The following is a 17,482-nucleotide window of genomic DNA, read 5'->3' as shown; positions in this document are numbered from 1 at the left end:
CCAGCCCCGGGCTATGGGTCAGAGGCTGGCGCGCGGCACGCTGAAGCGGAACTCGCTGCCCTTGCCCACTTCGCTGTGGGCTTCGATCTTGCCGCCGTGGGCGTGGATGATGCCCTGGGTGATGTACAGCCCCAGGCCGGTGCCGTTGGGGTTGCCTTCCTTCATGGTCCAGTAGCGGTCGAAAATGAATGGCAACTGGTCGGTGGGAATGCCCTCCCCGGAGTCGCGCACGCTGAACACGATCTGCTCGCCGTCGGACATCGCCACCACCCCGACCTTGCCCTGTTTGGGGGTGAACTTGATGGCGTTGCCCACCAGGTTCGACAGCACCTGGAACAGGCGCTCGGGGTCGGCGTTGATCCTGAGGTCCGGTTCGGCGTGGAAGCTGATGTCGATGGCCTTGTCCAGGGCCAGTGGCGCCAGCAATGAATAGGCCTCTTCGAACATCTGGCTGACGTCCAGCGGCTGCGGGGCGATGCTGTAGCGCCCGGCCTCGATCTTGGAGGTGTCCAGCAGGTCTTCCAGCAGGTTGTTCATGCGGCTGGCGGCCTGCTGCATGGTGTCGATGGCCGAGGAAATGCGCCGTGAGGTATGCGGGCCATCGGAACTGAAGGCCTTCTGCATCATGCCGCAGAGCATGGAGATCACGGTCATCGGGTTGCGCAGGTCGTGGGACACCACCGCCACCAGTTCGTCCCGGGCGCGCACGGCCTGTTGCTCGCGCAGCACCTGGCGCGCCAGGTCGTGCTCCAGGGCCGAGCGACGCAGGTCATTGGCGGCGAAGCGGTCGCCGTGGCTCCACTTGGTGGAGATCCCGGCCATCTCCACTTTCCAGATCTCGAACGAGGTGCGCGGCCGCAGGCGCAGGCCGGCGTCGGAGTTTTCCAGGTCCAGGGGCTTTTGCGGGTTGCCGCTCCAGTTGATGTTTTCCTTCACTTCCGGGCGGAACCACAGCACACCGTTATCCACAGGCTTGGGCAGGGTCATGGCCAGGACCCCGCTGGCCACCTGTTGATAACTCGCCGCCGGCGGGTAGACGCTGGCCAGGTGATGGCTGGCGAACACCGCCTGCCCGGTACCTTGCAGCCAGCGGTGCAGGGCGCGGATTTCGTCCTGGGGCGGGCAGTTGCCGAAACAGTGCAGTTGCTTGTCTTCGATGATTGCCACGCCACCGGCCTGGGTCAGCTCCAGCAGCAGTTGCGGCACCTGGGTCAGGCCGTCGAAGACGCTGTCGGGGGTGTCGCGCATGGCCTGGTCGAGGCTGGCCAGGGCGGCGACTTTCTCTTCCCGCTGGCGGCTGATATCCAGGGCTTCCATGGCGCTGATCTGCAACGACAGCACCTGGCCGATGGTCTGGCAGGCAATGCGCAGCTCGTGGGGCACCAGCAGCGGCTGGCGGTTGCCGCAACTGATCAGGCCCCAGAGCTGGTCGCCCTTGAGCAGGGAAATGCTCATGGAGGACAGCACGCCCATGTTCTTCATGTACTGGCAGTGGATCGGCGACACGCTGCGCAGGGTGGCGAAGCTCAGGTCCAGGGCCTGCTGAGTGTCCGGGCGCAGTGCCGGTAGCAGGGGCACCGGCTGGTAATCGGCGTTGGGGATGATCCGCAGCCAGTTGCTGCGGTACAGCTCGCGGGCTTGCTGCGGAATGTCCGAGGCCGGGAAGAACAGGCCATTGAACACTTCCATGGTGGGGCGGGTGGCTTCGGCGATCACCTGGCCGTGGCCTTCCTCTTCGAAGCGGTAGATCAACACCCGGTCGTAGCCGGTCATCGCCTGGATTTCGCTGACGCTGATGGCGTACAGCTCATTCAGGGTCTTGGCCGTCTGCAAGCGCCGCAGCAGGCGCCCCAGGTTCTCGGTCTGCTCTTTCAGGTGCTGGGGCTGCAGGTGTTCGAGCTGGATTTCCAGCTCCAGCATCAGCACTCCCTGGTGGCGATGCAGCAAGCCTTCGAAGCGCGCGCCATTGACGGCCAGGTGCAGCGGTGGCGCATCGGACAACCGCGGCAGTTGCAGCACCTCGCGGATGCGCTGGCCGTCGGTGTCTCCCAGCAGTTGCTCCAGGGGCTGGCCGAGGACCTGCGCGGCAGGCTGGCCCAGCAGGGCCTCGACGTTGGCGCTGATCTGCTGGATGCGCAGGTCCGGCTCCGACAGCGTCAGCAGCACGCCATGGGGCTGGATCGCACCGGGGGAGCGGATTGGCTCATCGGCGCAGTTGGCCAGCAGTTGTTCGAAGGCTTGGGCGTCTTGTGGGGTCATAGCAGCACCTCGCGGCTGTCGAGCCAGTGCTCGAAACAGGCAAATGTAGATTGCGCGGCGCGGACCACTTGTTGTCGTGCGCTCGCGTCCTCGGGCATGCGCCCCAGGTAGTCGAGAAAATCTTTCCAGCGCCGCCCGGTGGCGGCGCCATACACGTCGAGGAAAGCCCCGCCGTTATCCCCGTGCAGGTCCAGGCGCTGGGCCATTTCCCGGCGCAGGATCTGTCCGCCCAGGGTCGCGCCCTCCAGTACATAGAGGGCGCCCAGGCACGCGCCGGGGCTGGCCAGTGCGGGCAGATGGTCGCAGCGGGGCAGGGCGTCGATGCGCTCCGGGGCCAGGCCCAGGGCCTGCAGGTCGCCGGCCAGGGCCGGGGTCTTGCAGCGCTGCTCCGGGTCGTAGCCGGCAGGGATCAGGCCGCTGTCATGCAGGGCCGCCTCCAGGGGCTGATAGAAGCCGAAATAGGCCTGGATCAGGCGCTGGTACCAGGCCGCATCGAGGTGCTCGGAGAAGAACGGCAGGCGCTTTTCCAGGGCCACGTGCAAGGTCGCGGTGCCGGCGCGCAGGTCTTGAAGCAGGGTGGGGGCGGTGGTGTCTTGGTGCGGTTTGGGCATTCAGGGGTCAGGGGTCGCAACAGGTAATGGACGCGCCATGGGCGTCATCGAAAGCTGGGACCAGGCTGTAGTCCCTGCACTAGAGCCATCGCACAGAAAAATAAGAGCGTCACTCTACCTGTGCTTTTTGCACTGACGTACAGTTTTTGACGCACCATTGGTCGGCCAAGGGTAGTCGATCGATGACGTGTTGCTGTGTCTGACTGTGTTCAAGAGGCAGAAATTCCTTTTTCCGTCTCGCAGGTTCAGCGGTGAGGATCAGATCCAGACGTCGTTCTGGGCGGTGCGTTCGCCACCTTGATCGCCGGTGTTGAGCACGCCCTTGGGTTCGATCAGCAGCAGTTTGACCTCCTGCTCGGCCCAGGGTTTGTGCTCGACGCCCTTGGGCACCACGAACATCTCGCCACTGCCGATGGCCACCCGGCCGTCACGGAAGTCGATGTACAACTGGCCGTCGAGCACGATGAAGGTTTCATCGGTGTCGGCGTGGGAGTGCCAGACGAATTCGCCCTGCAACTTGGAGATCTTGAACTGGTAGTCGTTCATCTCGGCGATCACCTTGGGGGTCCAGTGTTCGCTGAACAGGCCGAGTTTGCTGGCGAAGTTGATGCTCTGGTAGGCGTCTTGCGGGGCAGGGTTTTGCATGGTGTGGTCCACCTCAGTGATGAATGAGCGCTGAGGGTAAACAGCCAGGGGCCAGGGCTTCTTGAACGATCGTGTGTGGCCTCAGCGGCCGAGCATCTTCAGCCAGCGCGCCGGTGGCAGGCCGTAGGTCTGGCGAAACTGCCGGGTCATGTGGCTCTGGTCGGTGAAGCCGGCGATCAGTGCGGCGTTGGCCAGGGTCTGGCCCTGCACCAGCAGCGCGCGGACCAGGTCCAGGCGGCGCATGCTCAGGTATCGGTAGGGGCTGGTGCCGAACAGCAGGCGAAAATCCCGGGACAGGCTCCAGCGGTCGCGCCCACTGTGGGCCGCCAGTTCCTCCAGGGTCAGGGTGCGGTCCAGGGCGCTGTGGATGTATTCCCGGGCCCGCTCGGCCGCCACATAGTCGAAACGTTGCCGTGATTGGGCGACCCCGGAGACGCTGTTCAGGGCATGGGCCAGATCGAACAGGGCGTCTTCCTGTTCCAGCGGGTCCAGGGGGCTGTCGACCCCACGCAGCAGGGCCTCGGTGGCGGCAAACAGCCGCGGGTCGTTGGACAGGCCGCCAGTAATGAAGGGCAGCGGCTGGCCGCCGAGGATCTGCTGGATCAGCGCCGGCTCGACATACAGCATGCGGTAGTGAAAGCCGTCGTGGGTGCCGGCCTCGCCGTCGTGGGCTTCGTCGGGGTGCAGGACCATGGTGGCGCCGGGCAGGCTGTGGCGCCAGCCGCCGCGGTACTGGAAGCTCTGCACCCCGTGCAGGGTGCGGCCGATGGCGTAGGTGTCATGGCGGTGCATGTCATAGCCATGGCCGGCGAAATACGCCTCGATGCGCTCCAGGCCCCGGGCGGGCGGCGCGCGGTGAACCCAGTCGGTGACAGCTGCGGGTTTGGCCATGGAACGGTCCTGATGGATGAAACCAAGGGCCGTACGTTAACTCAGGGGCGCGCTGGCTGTCTTGCCCCTCGGTTCTACGCCGTAGCGGTTCTGCCGGAAGAAGGGCGGCTTGCAGGAGGGTTCCGGCGCTGCACGATGGCTTGTTGCCTGAGCCGGGTTGCGAGGCCAATCGGCGGTTGCCTGGGCAGGCGCGAGTGGAGTAGCGTCGTTCCCCCGGACCCTCTTCATGGCCATCTGTTCCCATGTACGCCTCACACCTGGTTTACCTCGCCCCGTTGTTGTCGCTGGCTCTGCTCTGGAGCGTGGCGGTGATCACCCCCGGGCCGAACTTTTTCACCACTGCACAACTGGCGGCGGGCTGTTCGCGGCGCCATGGCCTGTTCGCCGCCCTGGGGGTGGCCAGCGGCACCGTGCTCTGGGGGCTGGCGGGAGGCTTGGGCATCAAATCGCTGTTCAGCGCGGCGCCGGCGCTGTTCGTGTTGTTCAAGGTTGCCGGTGGCTGTTACCTGATCTACCTGGGGCTCAAGCAGTTCAAGCGCAAGCCGGCCCTGGAGACCCCGACCACCGATGGCGCGAGCCATGCTGCGCGCAGCCTGTTCTCGGCCTACCGGCTGGGCTTTCTCGGCAACATGACCAACCCCAAGTCGGCGCTGTTCGTGGCCACCATTTTTGCCACGTCGATGCCGGCCTCCCCGCCACCTCTGCTACTGGGGCTGGCGGTGCTGACCATGGCCGGCCTGTCGCTGTCCTGGTACTGCTGCGTAGCGCTGTTTTTCGCCAGCAGCCGGGTGGCCGGGTTCTATGCCCGGGCCCGGCGCTGGCTGGACCGCCTGGCCGGTGGTTGCTATGTGCTGTTCGGCGGGCATCTGCTGGCCAATCGCTGAACGGCCGGTGCCTTGCGCCGGCCAGTATCCGCCCCCCAAAAAGGACGACCCGTCCCCGTATCAGGAGACTGAACATGGCTGTTGTTTTTCGCCCGGTGGCAGAGGCGGACATTCCGCGGATCTGCAGTTTCGTGGGCAATCCCCAGGAGCTGTATTTCTTCTTTCCCGCCGCCACCTGGCCGCTGACCCACGAGCAGTTGCGCGACTCCATCGCTCAGCGCAGCGACTCGACGGTGATCGAGCGTGACGGGCAGGTAGTGGGCTTTGCCAACTTCTACCGCTGGGCCAAGGGCGGCACCTGTACCATCGGCAATGTCATCGTCGACCCAGAGGTGCGCGGCGCGGGCCTGGCGGCGCAATTGATCGGGCAGATGATCCACATCGCCCACAGCAAGCACCAGGCCAGCGAGGTGACGCTGTCGTGCTTCAACAGCAACGTGGCGGGGTTGCTGCTCTATCCGAAGCTGGGCTTTGTGCCGTTCGCCATCGAAGAGCGCAAGAACAAGGAGCAGGAGCGAGTGGCGCTGATCCATTTGCGCTACAGCCCCCAGCTGAATTGAAGAACCGTCAGCAATCATTTTTTCAACGGGAAGCAGTCATGAGCAAGTTGCGGGTCGGGATTATTTTTGGTGGCCGTTCGGCCGAACACGAAGTGTCGCTGCAGTCGGCGCGCAATATCGTCGATGCCCTGGATCGCACGCGTTTCGAGCCGGTGCTGATCGGCATCGACAAACAGGGGCACTGGCACCTCAACGACACCTCGAACTACCTGATCAACCAGGAAAACCCGGCGCTGATCGCCCTCAACCAGTCCAATCGCGAACTGGCGGTGGTGCCGGGCAAGGCCAGCCAGCAACTGGTGGAAACCTCCAGCCAGGAACTGCTGGGGCATGTCGATGTGATCTTCCCCATCGTCCACGGCACCCTGGGCGAAGACGGTTGCCTGCAGGGCCTGCTGCGCATGGCCGACCTGCCCTTTGTCGGCTCCGATGTGCTGGGCTCGGCGGTGTGCATGGACAAGGACATCAGCAAGCGCCTGCTGCGCGACGCCGGGCTGGCGGTGACCCCGTTCATCACCCTGACCCGGGCCACCCGTGCTCGCTACGGTTTTGCCTTGGCCCGGGAAACACTCGGCCTGCCGCTGTTCGTCAAGCCGGCCAACCAGGGTTCATCGGTGGGGGTGAGCAAGGTCGACAACGAGGCCGAATACGAGGCCGCGGTGGAACTGGCCCTGGGCTTCGATCACAAGGTGCTGGTGGAGTCGGCAGTGCGTGGGCGGGAAATCGAATGCGCGGTGCTGGGCAACGACCAGCCCATTGCCAGTGGTTGCGGCGAGATCGTGGTCAGCAACGGTTTCTATTCCTACGACAGCAAGTACATCGACGGGGAGGCGGCCCAGGTGCTGGTGCCGGCGGACATCAGCATCGAGCACAGCGAGCGCATTCGGGCCCTGGCCGTCGAGGCATTCCAGGTGCTGGGCTGCTCCGGGCTGGCTCGGGTCGATGTGTTTCTCACCGATGAGGGGGAGGTGCTGATCAACGAAATCAACTCGCTGCCGGGCTTCACCCGGATCAGCATGTACCCCAAACTTTGGCAGGCCACCGGCATGAGCTACAGCGAGCTGGTGAGCCGCCTGATCGAGCTGGCGCTGGAGCGTCACGCTGAACGGCAAGGGCTGAAAATCAACCGCTGAAGCGGATCATCGTGGTTAAGGACGTGACGAATGAGTTCGGCAACAGATGCATCGGTTTATCTTTTTTCCTACGGCACCCTGCAAGACAAGGCGGTGCAGATCGCCAACTTTGGCCGTGAGTTGAGTGGCAGCGCGGATGCCATGCTTGGCTACGAACAGAGCTGGGTGGAAATCACCGACCCCGAGGTGCTGGCGGCCAGCGGCAAGACCCATCATCCGATCCTGCGCCCGGGGGCGGCGGACAGCGCGCCGATTCCCGGCACCGTGTTCTGCATCACCCCCGAGGAGCTGGCAGCGGCCGACAGCTATGAAGTCTCGGACTACAAGCGGGTCAGCGTGACCCTGGCCTCAGGCATCCAGGCCTGGGTCTACGTCAGCGCCTGAGTCTTCGGCTCACTCCGGCGGCAGCATCACCCCGATGCACGCCAGGGCCAGCAGCACCGCCCCGAGCACGATGAACACGTAGTTCAGCGGCGTGAAACGGGCGTTGCTGCGGCCTTCGGGATCTTTCGCGGCGGCATTCAGACCGCGCTGGCCGAGCCAGGTGATCCACGCCAGTACCGGCAGCAGCGCCAGGCTGGCAATGTCGGTCACCGGGTAGCCGATATTCTTGCGCGACAGCGCGTCCACCACGTTGTTGATGATCACCCCCACCACAAACAGGGTTGCCAGTTCACCGGGCCGCCAGTCATGGCTGCGGCCGTCGCGCTTGAGCGTCGCATCGGCTTCGCGGTACAGCGCATGGGTGAAGAAGATCGCGAAGAAGGCCCGGGCCACCGGCCACAGCTCCTGGCCGCTGGCGTGCCTGAACTGATGCCAGTTCTTGTAGGCCCAGTACACCTGGTAGATGCCGAAGGTGAGGATGTACAGGGTCAGGAACTTGGCCTTGGACACCACGTAGAACGGCTGTTGCGCCGCTTCGGGCGAGGGGGCGACCAGATCCGCCTGGGGCGGGGCATAGAGGTTGTCAGACACGGGCACTCCTTGGGTTGGGCCTGAGGGGGGAGGCAACGTTAGCTCAGGTTGCTGGCCAAGAACCAGCAGGGGCTCGGTGGCCGAGCGGAACCGGGTTCAGGCCCGAGGTGGATCCGCTGGCCGAACGTAGTGAATATCCCATTCACTTTCACCCACCTGAACAAAACCCAGGCGTCGATAAAAACGATTCGAGTCACTGCCGCGCAACGCATCCAGGTGGATGGGTAGCTGCTCTTTGGCGGAGCGTTCCAAAAGCTGCTCCAAGGCCTTGGCGCCGAGGCCCCGCCCTTGGAATTGCGGTAAGACGTACAGGTGCTGCAGGCGCAGATGATCACCGTGTGATTGGCTCTGGATAAAGCCTGCGGGCTGTCCGTCACTGAGGATGAAGTGGCAGCGTTCGGCCGCGAAGCTTGCGGCAAAACGCTCCCGGGCCCGCTGCGGATCGAAGCGCCCCAGGCGCTCAAGGCTTTCGCGCATCGCCGCGATGCGCATCTGGACCAGGGTTTCCAGGTCGCTCAGGGAGGTTGGGAGTAGTGCACTCTCGAGGTTCATGTCCGGCCGATCCACGAGTACTGGAAGGCCTTGGCTTCACCCCGGTGCCCGCGTCGACGATAGCTGGCCAGGGCCGGGGTCGAGCAGTAGGTGCACAGCTCGCTGATTTCGATCTGTTCATCACTGATTCCAGCGGCGTGCAGCAAGTGCACGGCATAGCGGCTCAGGTCGAACCACAGGGAATCGGCCTGGGTCGGTTGCGGTGGCGGAATCTGCGGCGGCAGCAGCGGGGCCGGTTGCTCACGGCTCCAGGGGGCCTGTGCGGCCGGCCACAGCGGGTCCTGAGTGGCGGACAGGGTGTCGATGAAATCGGCGCTGACTTCATAGCAGCAGGGTTTGATCGATGGGCCGATGGCCACCCGCAATTGCTGTGGGGTGATGCCCTTGCTGGCGAAGTGTTGCAGCACATTGGCGATGATCCCGCCATGCAGGCCTTTCCAGCCGCCGTGCACTGCCGCGACCCAGGAACCGTCCTCGCTGCTGATCAGCAACGGCAGGCAATCGGCGGTGACCACTGCGATGGGCCGGCTGGAATGGGTGAGTACCGCATCGCCGCGGATGATTCCGCTGGGTAGCGTGGTACTGGCTTGCACCACCTCGCCGCTGTGGATCTGCGAGCAGAAGAACAGGTTGGCCGGCAGGGCGGCGCCGAGGGTCGAAAACCCATGACGGATGCCGGATATCTGGTTCAACACACCTGCCTGGAAACTCATCGGGCCTTCGCTCGGTAACCTGGGAATGGCTGCAGAGCATAGCGGTATCCGAGGTACTTTTGCTGACAGACAACGCTGGATAGGCCGGGGCAGACCAGCGGTAGCCTGCTGGTCGGCCCCTTCACCGGGCGTTTCAGGCGCTCAGCGGGATATACAGTTCCACCACGCTGTCCGGGTGCATGGGCCCCAGAAAGCGCTCGCCGGTGTACTCGAACTCCACCGCGTCGATGGGCATCAGCCCGGCGGCGGGCAACCACTCGCTGTAGGCGGCGCGAAAGGTTTCCGGCAGGGTGGCCACGCTGCCGTGATGCTCGACTCGCGCGTAATGGCGGGCAGGGATTTCCAGCTCCACCATGCCGGGCACCAGGGGCGCGTCGGCGGCGACCGGCAGGCCGGCCACATAACGCCACTGGCCGTCTTCCAGGGGCTGGCAGATGCCATAGGTGCCCACCGGCTCGGCCAGGCGCTGGATCTCCTGTTCCCGAGGTTCGAAACGTTGCCAGAGCTCGGCGATGGTGCCCGGGTCGTCCTGCTGCCAGGCCATGCCGATGATCCGCTGCGGCGCCAGGAATACCTTCTGTGGTGTCTGCGCGGCTGGGGGTTGGCGCTGCGGCTGGGCCAGGTAGCGCTGCAGATGGCCCAGTACTTTCTGGCTGCGGGCGATCTCGCTTTGCAACTGCCGGGCATGCGCCTGCAGTGACTGCTGCATGTGCAGCACGCTGTCCAGGCCGCCCTGGTCCGCCAGAGTGCGGATGTCTTCCAGGGACATGCCCAACTGCCGCAGCCAGACGATGCGCCCCAGGGTCACGATCTGTTCCGGGCTGTAATAGCGGTAGCGGTTGTCTCGGCCGGTGAGGGCCGGGGTGAACAGGCCGATGCTGTCGTAATGGCGCAGGGTCTTGGTGGTAAGGCCGTGGCAGCGGGCCATTTGTCCGATGGTGAGCATGGAGCGTCCTTGGTGTTGTTGGGCTGCCAGGCAGGTTGAGCCTTTACCCAAGGGCAAGCTCAAGTCCGGCAGCACGGCTCAGGACGATTTGATCGGCTTGATCAGGCTCTCGGCGGGAATGCCGAACAGCTGGTGCAGTTTCCAGATCATGGGCAGGGTCAGCGCGCGCTTGCCGTTGAGCACTTCATAGACGCGGTTGGTGCGGCCGATGGCCGGCGCCAGGTCGGCGGCGGACAAGCCGGATTGCTCCATGCGGAACTTGATCGCCTCGATCGGGTTGGGCAGGTCCAGGGGAAACTGCCTGGCCTCGTATGCCTGGATCAGGGTGATCATCACATCGAAGTAATCGCCTTCAGGTGTCCCAGGCTGCGGTTCGTTGTCGAACAGGGGCGAGACGCTTTTCAGTGCGGCGCGGTAGTCCTGGTCGGTGTGGATGGGGCGGATGTTCATGCGGGTTGCTCCATGTCTACGCTGTCGGCGTCAATGGCATCGTACTGCTGGTGGGTACCTACGAACTTGATGTACAGCGCGCCGAAGCGATAGGCCACGGCAACGATCAGTCGATACTCATTCCCCTTGATGTTGAAGACCACCCTGCGGCTTTTGAGAATGCTCGCGTTGCGATACTGGTCCTTGATCTGCGCAGGGTTGGACCACTCGGCTTTCCTTGCTTCATCGACCCAGGCCAGCAAGGGCTGTTCTGCGTCCGGGTACTTCTCCCAGAAGGCCTTCAACTGACTGACTGCAATAATTCTCATGGCGTGATCCTAGTCCCGTCCTGGGACTTAAACAAGTCGCTGAGTGCGTCAAGCGATGTACGGACAGATCGCTGGATCTGCCCGCGCAGGCGACGTTGGTTCAGGGACGATCAGGTCATGCAGAGAGCGTGGCGTGCACGTCGTCCATCAGTGCCTTGCCCATCTCTGCCAGGTAGTGTGCCGCCCAAGCATAGCGGTCGCACCGCGGCTCCATGGCGGCCTCCAGGGTGAATTGCTTTGCCAGATGCAACAGGGTCGAGGCGTGTTCCAGGGCGTCGTTGATCGGCACGTCGGCATTCACCCGAAACAGCGGATGCAGGTGCTCGCCGCATTGGGAAAAGCGGATTTCACCGAGGGTGGTCAGGGGCGATTGAGTGGTCATCGGGCACCTCCGGTTTTTTGTGACGGGAGGTATTGGAGAAACAGATTGCAGAAGCAGTTCATGGTCACGACTCCTTGATTCGAAGGACCGTCACCGTCTGCCGCCAAGCAGATCAGGGTGGCGGATTGCGCAGGATTGGCGGACCGGGAATCAAGGAACCGGCGAACCCGAAGGTTCTCCCACGCAACCCGCCATAACGCAGGTATGCGGGCGCAAAAAAAGCGCCTGCATGTGGGTGGGGCGCTGTTGCGCCTCGATTCTATCAGGCCGCCAAGCCTGTTCGCTGATTTTGCAGCGACGGTCGAACCATAGGTTGGAGTAGGGGGCGTCGCAACGGCATTACTGCGACATTTTGTGAACCAACCCTGTAGCCGCTGCCGCAGGCTGCGAACGACCGGAACGGTCGCAGCGATCTCCCAGGCGCCGAAGGCCCTTCGGTCCTTGTCGCAGCCTGCGGCAGCGGCTACAGAAAGCCCTGTTTCGCCATCTCACTGGTCGCCGCCCAACCCAGCCCCTGATACAGCGGCTTGCCAGCCTCGGTCGCATGCAGCACGGCAAAGCCCAGCCCGCGCTGGCTGAACTCGGCCTCCGCCAGTTTCATCAGCGCCGAAGCCAGGCCGCGGCGCCGGTAGGCCGGTTCGACGTAGACGTTGAGTACGTAGCCGCGCTGATCCTGGGTTGGATGGGAAGGGTGGGGCGGCCAGTCGATGCTCATCAGGCCGATGCTGGCCACGCTCTGCTCGGCGTCCATCAAGGCGAAGCCGTAGTAGCGACCGTCCTCCAGGCGTTCACGCAACCAGGGCCGAAAGTGCTCGGTCATCACCTGCAAGGTGGAGAGGTCCTTACCCGCATCGAGAAACATCGCCTGGCGATGGCGGCAGATCAGTTCAAGGTCCTGGGGCGTCAGGCGGCGTGGGCTCAGGCCCGGAATATCAAGGTCGGCTGCAATCTTGTTCATCGTCGGTTCCTCGGTGGACAGGGACGATGCTAGGGCAGATCCAAAGGTCGGATCAGACACAGACCGCCGCAAAATCTTGCATACAGAGCCCTCGTTCACCGCCCACAAAAAAGGGCCAGCCTCACGGCCAGCCCCTGGGTTCATCCGATTACTCTCAATCCCCCAGCGCTTCCCCTTCGCGCCGCGGGTCGGCGCCGCCGGCCCAGGAGGCCTTGCCCTGTGCATCACGCACGCGAACGATGGCCTGGGTACCGCTGGTCATGTCGATCTCGTTTACCTCATGTCCCTGAGCTTGCAGTGCCTGTTTCAGGGCCGGGCTGAACTGGCCCTTCTCCAGTTCGGTCGGCCCGTTGCGGCTGCCGAAGTTGGGCAGGCCGACGGCGGCTTGCGGGTCGAGGTTCCAGTCGAGCATGCCGACCACCGACTTGGCCACGTACTCGATGATCTGCGAGCCGCCGGGGGAGCCGACGCTGGCCAGCAGTTCGCCGCTGGCGCGGTCGAAGACCAGGGTTGGCGCCATGGACGAGCGCGGACGCTTGCCCGGTTGGACGCGGTTGGCCACCGGCTGGCCGTTTTCCTCGGGAATGAACGAGAAGTCGGTCATCTGGTTGTTGAGCATGAAGCCCTGGACCATCAGGTGCGAGCCGAAGGCCGCTTCCACCGTGGTGGTCATCGATACGGCGCCGCCCAGGTCATCCACTGCCACCACTTGCGAGGTGGAGATGCGCATTGGCGAACGGTCCGGTGCATAGGCCACCTGGATGCCCTGGGGCTTGCCCGGTTCGGCCTTGCCCATGCTGCGCTCGCCAATCAGTGCGGCACGCTTGGCCAGGTAGTCCGGGGCGATCAGGCCGGCCACCGGCACGGGCACAAAGTCGCTGTCGGCCACGTACAGGCCACGGTCGGCATAGGCCAGGCGCTCGGCTTCGGCAATCAGGTGCACCGCTTGTGGCGCTGGCTCCAGGCCGGCGGGCAGGTTGGTTTTCTGCGGCTTGAGGTTGGCCAGGGTGTAGCGCGGGTCGCGCTGTTCCAGGGCCTGCAGGGTGCCGAGTATCTGCGCCACCGCCACGCCGCCGGAGGAGGGCGGCGGCATGCCGCACACCTGCCAGCGCTTGTAGTCGCTGCACAGCGGCGCGCGTTCCTTGGCGCGGTAGCCTTGCAGGTCGTTGAGCGACAGGCTGCCGGGGTTGGCGTGGCCCTGGACCTTGGCGACGATTTCCGCGGCCACCGGGCCCTTGTACAGGGCATCCGGGCCTTCCTCGGCGATGCGTTTGAGCACCGCGGCCAGTGGTGGGTTTTTCAGCAAGGTGCCCACGGCTTTCGGCGTGCCGTCGGCATTCAGGAAGTACGCGGCCATGTCCGGCGAGCGTGCCAGGAAAGGATCGGCGCTGATCATGCTGTGCAGCCGTGGCGAGATGGCGAAGCCTTGCTCGGCCAGGCGGATCGCCGGTTCGAACAATTGCGCCCAGGGCAGGCGCCCGTGTTTCTGGTGGGCCATTTCCAGGGCCCGCAGCACGCCCGGGGTGCCGACCGAGCGTCCACCGATCTGCGCCTGGGGGAAGGCCATGGGCTTGCCGTCCGCCTGCAGGAAGAGCTTCTCGGTGGCGCCGGCCGGCGCGGTTTCCCGCCCGTCATAGGTGCGCACGGCCTTGCCGTCCCAGAGCACGATCATCGCGCCGCCGCCAATCCCCGAGGACTGCGGTTCCACCAGGGTCAGCACGGCCTGCATGGCAATCGCCGCGTCGATGGCCGAGCCGCCCTTGCGCAGCATTTCGCGCCCGGCCTCGGCGGCCAGCGGGTTGGCAGCGGCGGCCATGTGCTTGTCGGCATGGCGAGTCTGCATGTCGGTGCGGTAGCCCGAGGCGATTTCCGGGGCGGCAGGCAGAGCGTTGGAAGAAGGCGGGTTGTGGCAGGCGCCAAGGCTGAGGGCGGCAGCCAGCAGGCTGAGGCCGAGCAGTTGGCGGTGACGGGGAGGGAAGTTCGAGAACACGCGTTGAGCTCCGTTCACAGGGAAATGAGGGGTCGTCCGTGCGGGGGAATGTACAGCAGTGGCGCCGGCAGTTGGACCCGGATGTAGCCCTGGGCACGAGGCTGGAGGGGGCCATCTCCCCTGTACATGGGGTCGCAGGCAGTCTTTCACCCGGCCGTCGATTGATCTGAGTCAGGGCGGGAGGGGGGCGTTGGGTACAGGGTGAAACAAACTATAAGCCTGATGAGGGGACGTCATGCACCGTTGTAAGTGGTTACTTGTTTTCGGATTGCTGTTGGGGGGGGAGGTCAGGGGGGAAACGCCAAGCGAACCGATCCAGCCGGTACAGCCGGTGAAGATCACCGATGTGGCCAAGGTGGAGCTGGGCAAGCAGTTGTTCTTCGACCCGCGCCTGTCCAAGTCCGGTTTCATATCCTGCAACTCCTGCCACAACCTGAGCATGGGCGGCAGCGACAACCTGCCCACCTCCATTGGCCACAACTGGCACCAGGGGCCGATCAACTCGCCCACGGTGCTCAACTCCGGCATGAGCGTCGCGCAGTTCTGGGACGGCCGCGCGGCCACGCTTCAGGAACAGGCCGGTGGCCCCATCGCCAACCCGGGGGAGATGGGCTTCACCCATGACCTGGCGGTGGACGTGCTGCGTTCCATTCCCCAGTACCGGGCCTCCTTCAAGCAGGTCTACGGCGACGACGGCATCAAGTTTGACGACGTGACCAACGCCATCGCTGCGTTCGAAGAAACCCTGGTTACCCCCAATGCGCCGTTCGACCGCTGGCTCAAGGGCGACAAGGCGGCCATCAGCCCCTCCGCGCTCAAGGGCTATCAACTGTTCAAGTCCATCGGCTGCGTGGCTTGCCACAACGGCGAGGCGGTGGGCGGTGGCTCATTCCAGAAGATGGGCATGATCGAGCCCTATGTCACCCAGAACCCGGCCCAGGGCGTGGCCGGGCTGACCGGCAAGGATGCCGACCGCATGCTGTTCAAGGTGCCGACCCTGCGCAACGTGGCGCTGACCTATCCCTACTTCCACGACGGCGCCTACTGGAAGCTGGAAGAGGCGGTGGACGTGATGGCCCGTCTGCAACTGGGACGCAAGCTGGGTACCGAGGAGGTCAGCCAGATCGTGGCCTTCCTTGAAACCCTGACCGGTGACCAGCCGGACTTCAAGCTGCCGATCCTGCCGCCGTCCTCGGCGCAGACACCGCATCCGCAGCCGTTCAACTGAGCAAAAAAAACCGCAGCCTGCTGCGGTTTTTCAAGCCCCACGTGCTGGGTCAGCCCTGCTTGGCCCCAGTGGCACAATTGAACCGGTCATCGATGGGTGCTTGGCGAGCGGGTTCGAAGTAGCCAGGTGTACGAGTGCTATCGGTGCGTTGCCAGCGTTGTGGGTAAGACAGCATCGAGTAGGGCGAGTGGTCCTTGAGCGTCTCGTAGTTCAAGGACAGGTCGATCTGTGCGGCGCCGTGCAGGAGGGGGCCTTCGATCGAAAGGACGGAGCCGGTCAGCCAGGTTCGCTCAGGGCTTTCCAGGTACCTGGGCGCGGTGATGCGCAGCCAGGTACGCCCGGCATCCTGGGAAAAGTACAGGCGCGGCAAGCCGGCCCCGCCCTTGCTGAAGCCCGGTCCTTGGGCAATCGGAATCACCAGGTAATTGGAGTTGGCAGCATCGATCATCAAGTGCGAACCACGGCCATGCACGGTGATGCCGTTGAATGAGCCAAAGGGTGCAACCGGGGTGTGGATGCCGAGCCGGGTGTCGGTGTAGTGCACCATGTCGCCACTGCTGGCGATGACCGGCGAGGAACCGTTGCAGAGCTTGAAGGTGGTCCGGTCGATCTCGAAAAAGCGTGATGAATCGATGCGGTAGATGACCCGGCCGGGCAGGTACTGGATCGGCTCGGGAGCGCTGCAGGCCCCAAGTACCCCGCACGAGATCAGTAACAGCAGCTTCCTTGCCCACATGAGAAAACGACTCCTTGTTCCTGCCTGAATGCAGGGGCTGGCGTTTATGACATCCCTGGGGGCTTGGCGCAACACTGGCCATGGCGGGCCAGCGTTGCGCTGATGTTGCGGCGCCCTCTCAGGGCTTCATCTGCCAGGCCGTCGAGCTGGCCGCGGCCTTGAACTTGGCCCGATTTTCCGGAGTCGCCGGCGGTTCGGAGTCGCCGAAGATCGCCTTCAGCCAATGGCCATCGGTGGGGTTGGGGAAGAGGATGAACTTGCGGCCGAACTGCTCCTTGTCCTCGGTCATCAGGCTGCTGCGCTGCTTGACGTCGGCCACGTAGTACTTGCGTTTGAAGTCGTTGAGGTTGTCGCCCAGCATCAGCACCACGTTGTGGTCCTTGGCGATCTCCTGCTGCCGCGGCTCCTTGTTGGAGCTGTCGCGGTACACCGTCAGGTGCTGCTCATCGGCATAGGGCAGCTGGTTCTTGCGCAGGTTGGCCAGGGCGTATTCGTAGGTCTTTTCGCCCTGGTCGCGGCTGGTGACGTAGAACACTTCGACACCCTTGGACTGGGCGTACTTGAGGAACTCCACGGCGCCCGGGGTGGCCACCGGGCCATTGTCGGCGACCCATTTGTCCCAGGCCTCGTCGTCGAAGAACTCCTTGCCCGAATTGATCATGTAGCCCCAGTAGCTGTTGCTGCTGAGCACGGTGTCGTCAACGTCGCTGATGATCGCCAGTGGCCGCTCGCCGGCCTTGTGTTCCTGCAGGGCGCGGTCCAGTTGCAGGCGGGCGATGTTGAAGCCCTGGTAGTACAGCGCCTCGAATTCGGCGGCGGTTTGCTTCCAGGCCACGGCGGCGGTCAGCAGGTTGGAGGGCGGGGTAGGAGCCTGCTCGGCGAAGGTCGGGGTACAGGTGATTGCCAGGAGCGAGAACAGCCAGGGAGCGACCGCGGTTCGGGTGATTTTTGTTTTCATTTTCGAGCCCTTGAAGTGAGGATTGCGCAGCTCTCACAAACACTGCCGGAGTGTTCTATCCCAGCCAGTGGCGGTGCTCAATGCGGGTGTCGCGTTTGTGGATCAATGCGGCGTAATCCCCGGTACTTTTTCGCGGGCATAAAAAAACGGCCTACCTTGCGGTAAGCCGTTTTTAGTACTTGGTGGCTACACAGGGACTTGAACCCCGGACCCCAGCATTATGAATGCTATGCTCTAACCAACTGAGCTATGTAGCCAAGTGGCGCGCATTATTCGCTCGGAACGACAATGCGTCAAGCGTTT

The 17,482-nt window shown here is 64.1% G+C and carries 20 protein-coding genes and 1 tRNA gene; 5 read left to right on the top strand and 16 right to left on the bottom strand.

The annotated features are described in order from the left end of the window. Positions 1-18: 18 nt before the first annotated feature. From AC1RL5_RS25785 to AC1RL5_RS25770, 4 genes are all read right to left on the bottom strand, one after another. Entirely contained in the window at positions 19-2,259 is a 2,241-nt protein-coding gene (locus AC1RL5_RS25785) for an ATP-binding protein (RefSeq protein ID WP_207239604.1), read from the bottom strand. After that, positions 2,256-2,870, bottom strand: coding sequence for a biliverdin-producing heme oxygenase (locus AC1RL5_RS25780; protein ID WP_103407755.1), 615 nt, complete (start codon positions 2,868-2,870; stop codon positions 2,256-2,258). Before AC1RL5_RS25780 ends, AC1RL5_RS25785 begins: the two co-directional genes overlap by 4 nt. A 258-nt stretch (positions 2,871-3,128) precedes the next feature. Then, positions 3,129-3,515 carry a cupin domain-containing protein gene (locus tag AC1RL5_RS25775; RefSeq protein WP_011063440.1) on the bottom strand — a complete coding sequence of 129 codons (387 nt, stop codon included), beginning with the start codon at positions 3,513-3,515 and terminating at the stop codon, positions 3,129-3,131. An 81-nt stretch (positions 3,516-3,596) separates the two neighbouring features. Beyond that, entirely contained in the window at positions 3,597-4,406 is an 810-nt protein-coding gene (locus AC1RL5_RS25770; RefSeq protein ID WP_047285399.1) for an AraC family transcriptional regulator, read from the bottom strand. A 242-nt stretch (positions 4,407-4,648) separates the two neighbouring features. Between AC1RL5_RS25770 and AC1RL5_RS25765 the strand changes: the two genes are divergently transcribed. From AC1RL5_RS25765 to AC1RL5_RS25750, 4 genes are all read left to right on the top strand, one after another. Beyond that, the gene (locus AC1RL5_RS25765) at positions 4,649-5,290 is read left to right on the top strand and encodes a LysE family translocator (protein ID WP_053153815.1); all 642 of its coding nucleotides are present in this window, start codon (positions 4,649-4,651) and stop codon (positions 5,288-5,290) included. Between the two features lie 74 nt (positions 5,291-5,364). After that, positions 5,365-5,850 carry a GNAT family N-acetyltransferase gene (locus tag AC1RL5_RS25760; RefSeq protein ID WP_072450956.1) on the top strand — a complete coding sequence of 162 codons (486 nt, stop codon included), beginning with the start codon at positions 5,365-5,367 and terminating at the stop codon, positions 5,848-5,850. 38 nt (positions 5,851-5,888) lie between these two features. Continuing rightward, complete coding sequence (gene ddlA, locus AC1RL5_RS25755; protein ID WP_492589894.1) at positions 5,889-6,983, top strand: D-alanine--D-alanine ligase; 1,095 nt, start codon at positions 5,889-5,891, stop codon at positions 6,981-6,983. A 30-nt stretch (positions 6,984-7,013) separates the two neighbouring features. Beyond that, positions 7,014-7,367 (top strand): gamma-glutamylcyclotransferase family protein, encoded by a 354-nt coding sequence (locus tag AC1RL5_RS25750; protein ID WP_011063435.1) that lies wholly within the window; start codon positions 7,014-7,016, stop codon positions 7,365-7,367. Between the two features lie 9 nt (positions 7,368-7,376). On the opposite strand, the gene AC1RL5_RS25745 is transcribed toward AC1RL5_RS25750, so the two are convergent. The 9 genes from AC1RL5_RS25745 to ggt form a co-directional block, all read right to left on the bottom strand. Then, complete coding sequence (locus tag AC1RL5_RS25745) at positions 7,377-7,958, bottom strand: membrane protein (RefSeq protein WP_019093550.1); 582 nt, start codon at positions 7,956-7,958, stop codon at positions 7,377-7,379. Between the two features lie 96 nt (positions 7,959-8,054). Beyond that, positions 8,055-8,510: a GNAT family N-acetyltransferase gene (locus tag AC1RL5_RS25740; RefSeq protein ID WP_072450955.1), complete on the bottom strand. Its 456-nt coding sequence runs from the start codon at positions 8,508-8,510 to the stop codon at positions 8,055-8,057. Next, entirely contained in the window at positions 8,507-9,223 is a 717-nt protein-coding gene (locus tag AC1RL5_RS25735; protein WP_011063432.1) for a purine nucleoside phosphorylase YfiH/LACC1 family protein, read from the bottom strand. Before AC1RL5_RS25735 ends, AC1RL5_RS25740 begins: the two co-directional genes overlap by 4 nt. 133 nt (positions 9,224-9,356) lie before the next feature. Further along, entirely contained in the window at positions 9,357-10,169 is an 813-nt protein-coding gene (locus tag AC1RL5_RS25730; protein WP_207239606.1) for a MerR family transcriptional regulator, read from the bottom strand. 78 nt (positions 10,170-10,247) lie between these two features. Beyond that, positions 10,248-10,619, bottom strand: coding sequence for a helix-turn-helix domain-containing protein (locus AC1RL5_RS25725; protein ID WP_011063430.1), 372 nt, complete (start codon positions 10,617-10,619; stop codon positions 10,248-10,250). Beyond that, the gene (locus tag AC1RL5_RS25720; protein ID WP_072450953.1) at positions 10,616-10,927 is read right to left on the bottom strand and encodes a type II toxin-antitoxin system HigB family toxin; all 312 of its coding nucleotides are present in this window, start codon (positions 10,925-10,927) and stop codon (positions 10,616-10,618) included. The genes AC1RL5_RS25725 and AC1RL5_RS25720 overlap by 4 nt, the downstream gene beginning before the upstream one ends. A gap of 115 nt (positions 10,928-11,042) precedes the next feature. Continuing rightward, positions 11,043-11,309, bottom strand: a complete 267-nt coding sequence (locus AC1RL5_RS25715; protein ID WP_072442483.1) for a DUF3077 domain-containing protein — start codon at positions 11,307-11,309, stop codon at positions 11,043-11,045. A gap of 463 nt (positions 11,310-11,772) precedes the next feature. Further along, positions 11,773-12,267 carry a GNAT family N-acetyltransferase gene (locus AC1RL5_RS25710; protein WP_072450952.1) on the bottom strand — a complete coding sequence of 165 codons (495 nt, stop codon included), beginning with the start codon at positions 12,265-12,267 and terminating at the stop codon, positions 11,773-11,775. Positions 12,268-12,421: 154 nt separating this feature from the next. Next, entirely contained in the window at positions 12,422-14,257 is a 1,836-nt protein-coding gene (gene ggt / locus AC1RL5_RS25705; protein WP_072450951.1) for a gamma-glutamyltransferase, read from the bottom strand. A 235-nt stretch (positions 14,258-14,492) separates the two neighbouring features. Between ggt and AC1RL5_RS25700 the strand changes: the two genes are divergently transcribed. Next, entirely contained in the window at positions 14,493-15,485 is a 993-nt protein-coding gene (locus tag AC1RL5_RS25700; RefSeq protein WP_072450950.1) for a cytochrome-c peroxidase, read from the top strand. A gap of 49 nt (positions 15,486-15,534) precedes the next feature. Here the strand turns inward: AC1RL5_RS25700 and AC1RL5_RS25695 are convergent, their stop codons facing one another. From AC1RL5_RS25695 to AC1RL5_RS25685, 3 genes are all read right to left on the bottom strand, one after another. Then, positions 15,535-16,221 (bottom strand): T6SS immunity protein Tli3 family protein, encoded by a 687-nt coding sequence (locus AC1RL5_RS25695; RefSeq protein ID WP_072450949.1) that lies wholly within the window; start codon positions 16,219-16,221, stop codon positions 15,535-15,537. Positions 16,222-16,339: 118 nt separating this feature from the next. Next, positions 16,340-17,179, bottom strand: coding sequence for a 5'-nucleotidase, lipoprotein e(P4) family (locus tag AC1RL5_RS25690; RefSeq protein WP_065365183.1), 840 nt, complete (start codon positions 17,177-17,179; stop codon positions 16,340-16,342). A 180-nt stretch (positions 17,180-17,359) separates the two neighbouring features. Then, a tRNA-Met gene (locus tag AC1RL5_RS25685) sits at positions 17,360-17,436 on the bottom strand. Positions 17,437-17,482: the final 46 nt, after the last annotated feature.

The organism is Pseudomonas sp. GW822-FHT06D10 (genome assembly GCF_058799535.1).
The sequence above is the reverse complement of the archived record's forward strand: the minus strand, read 5'-3'. Positions and strand labels throughout refer to the sequence as shown.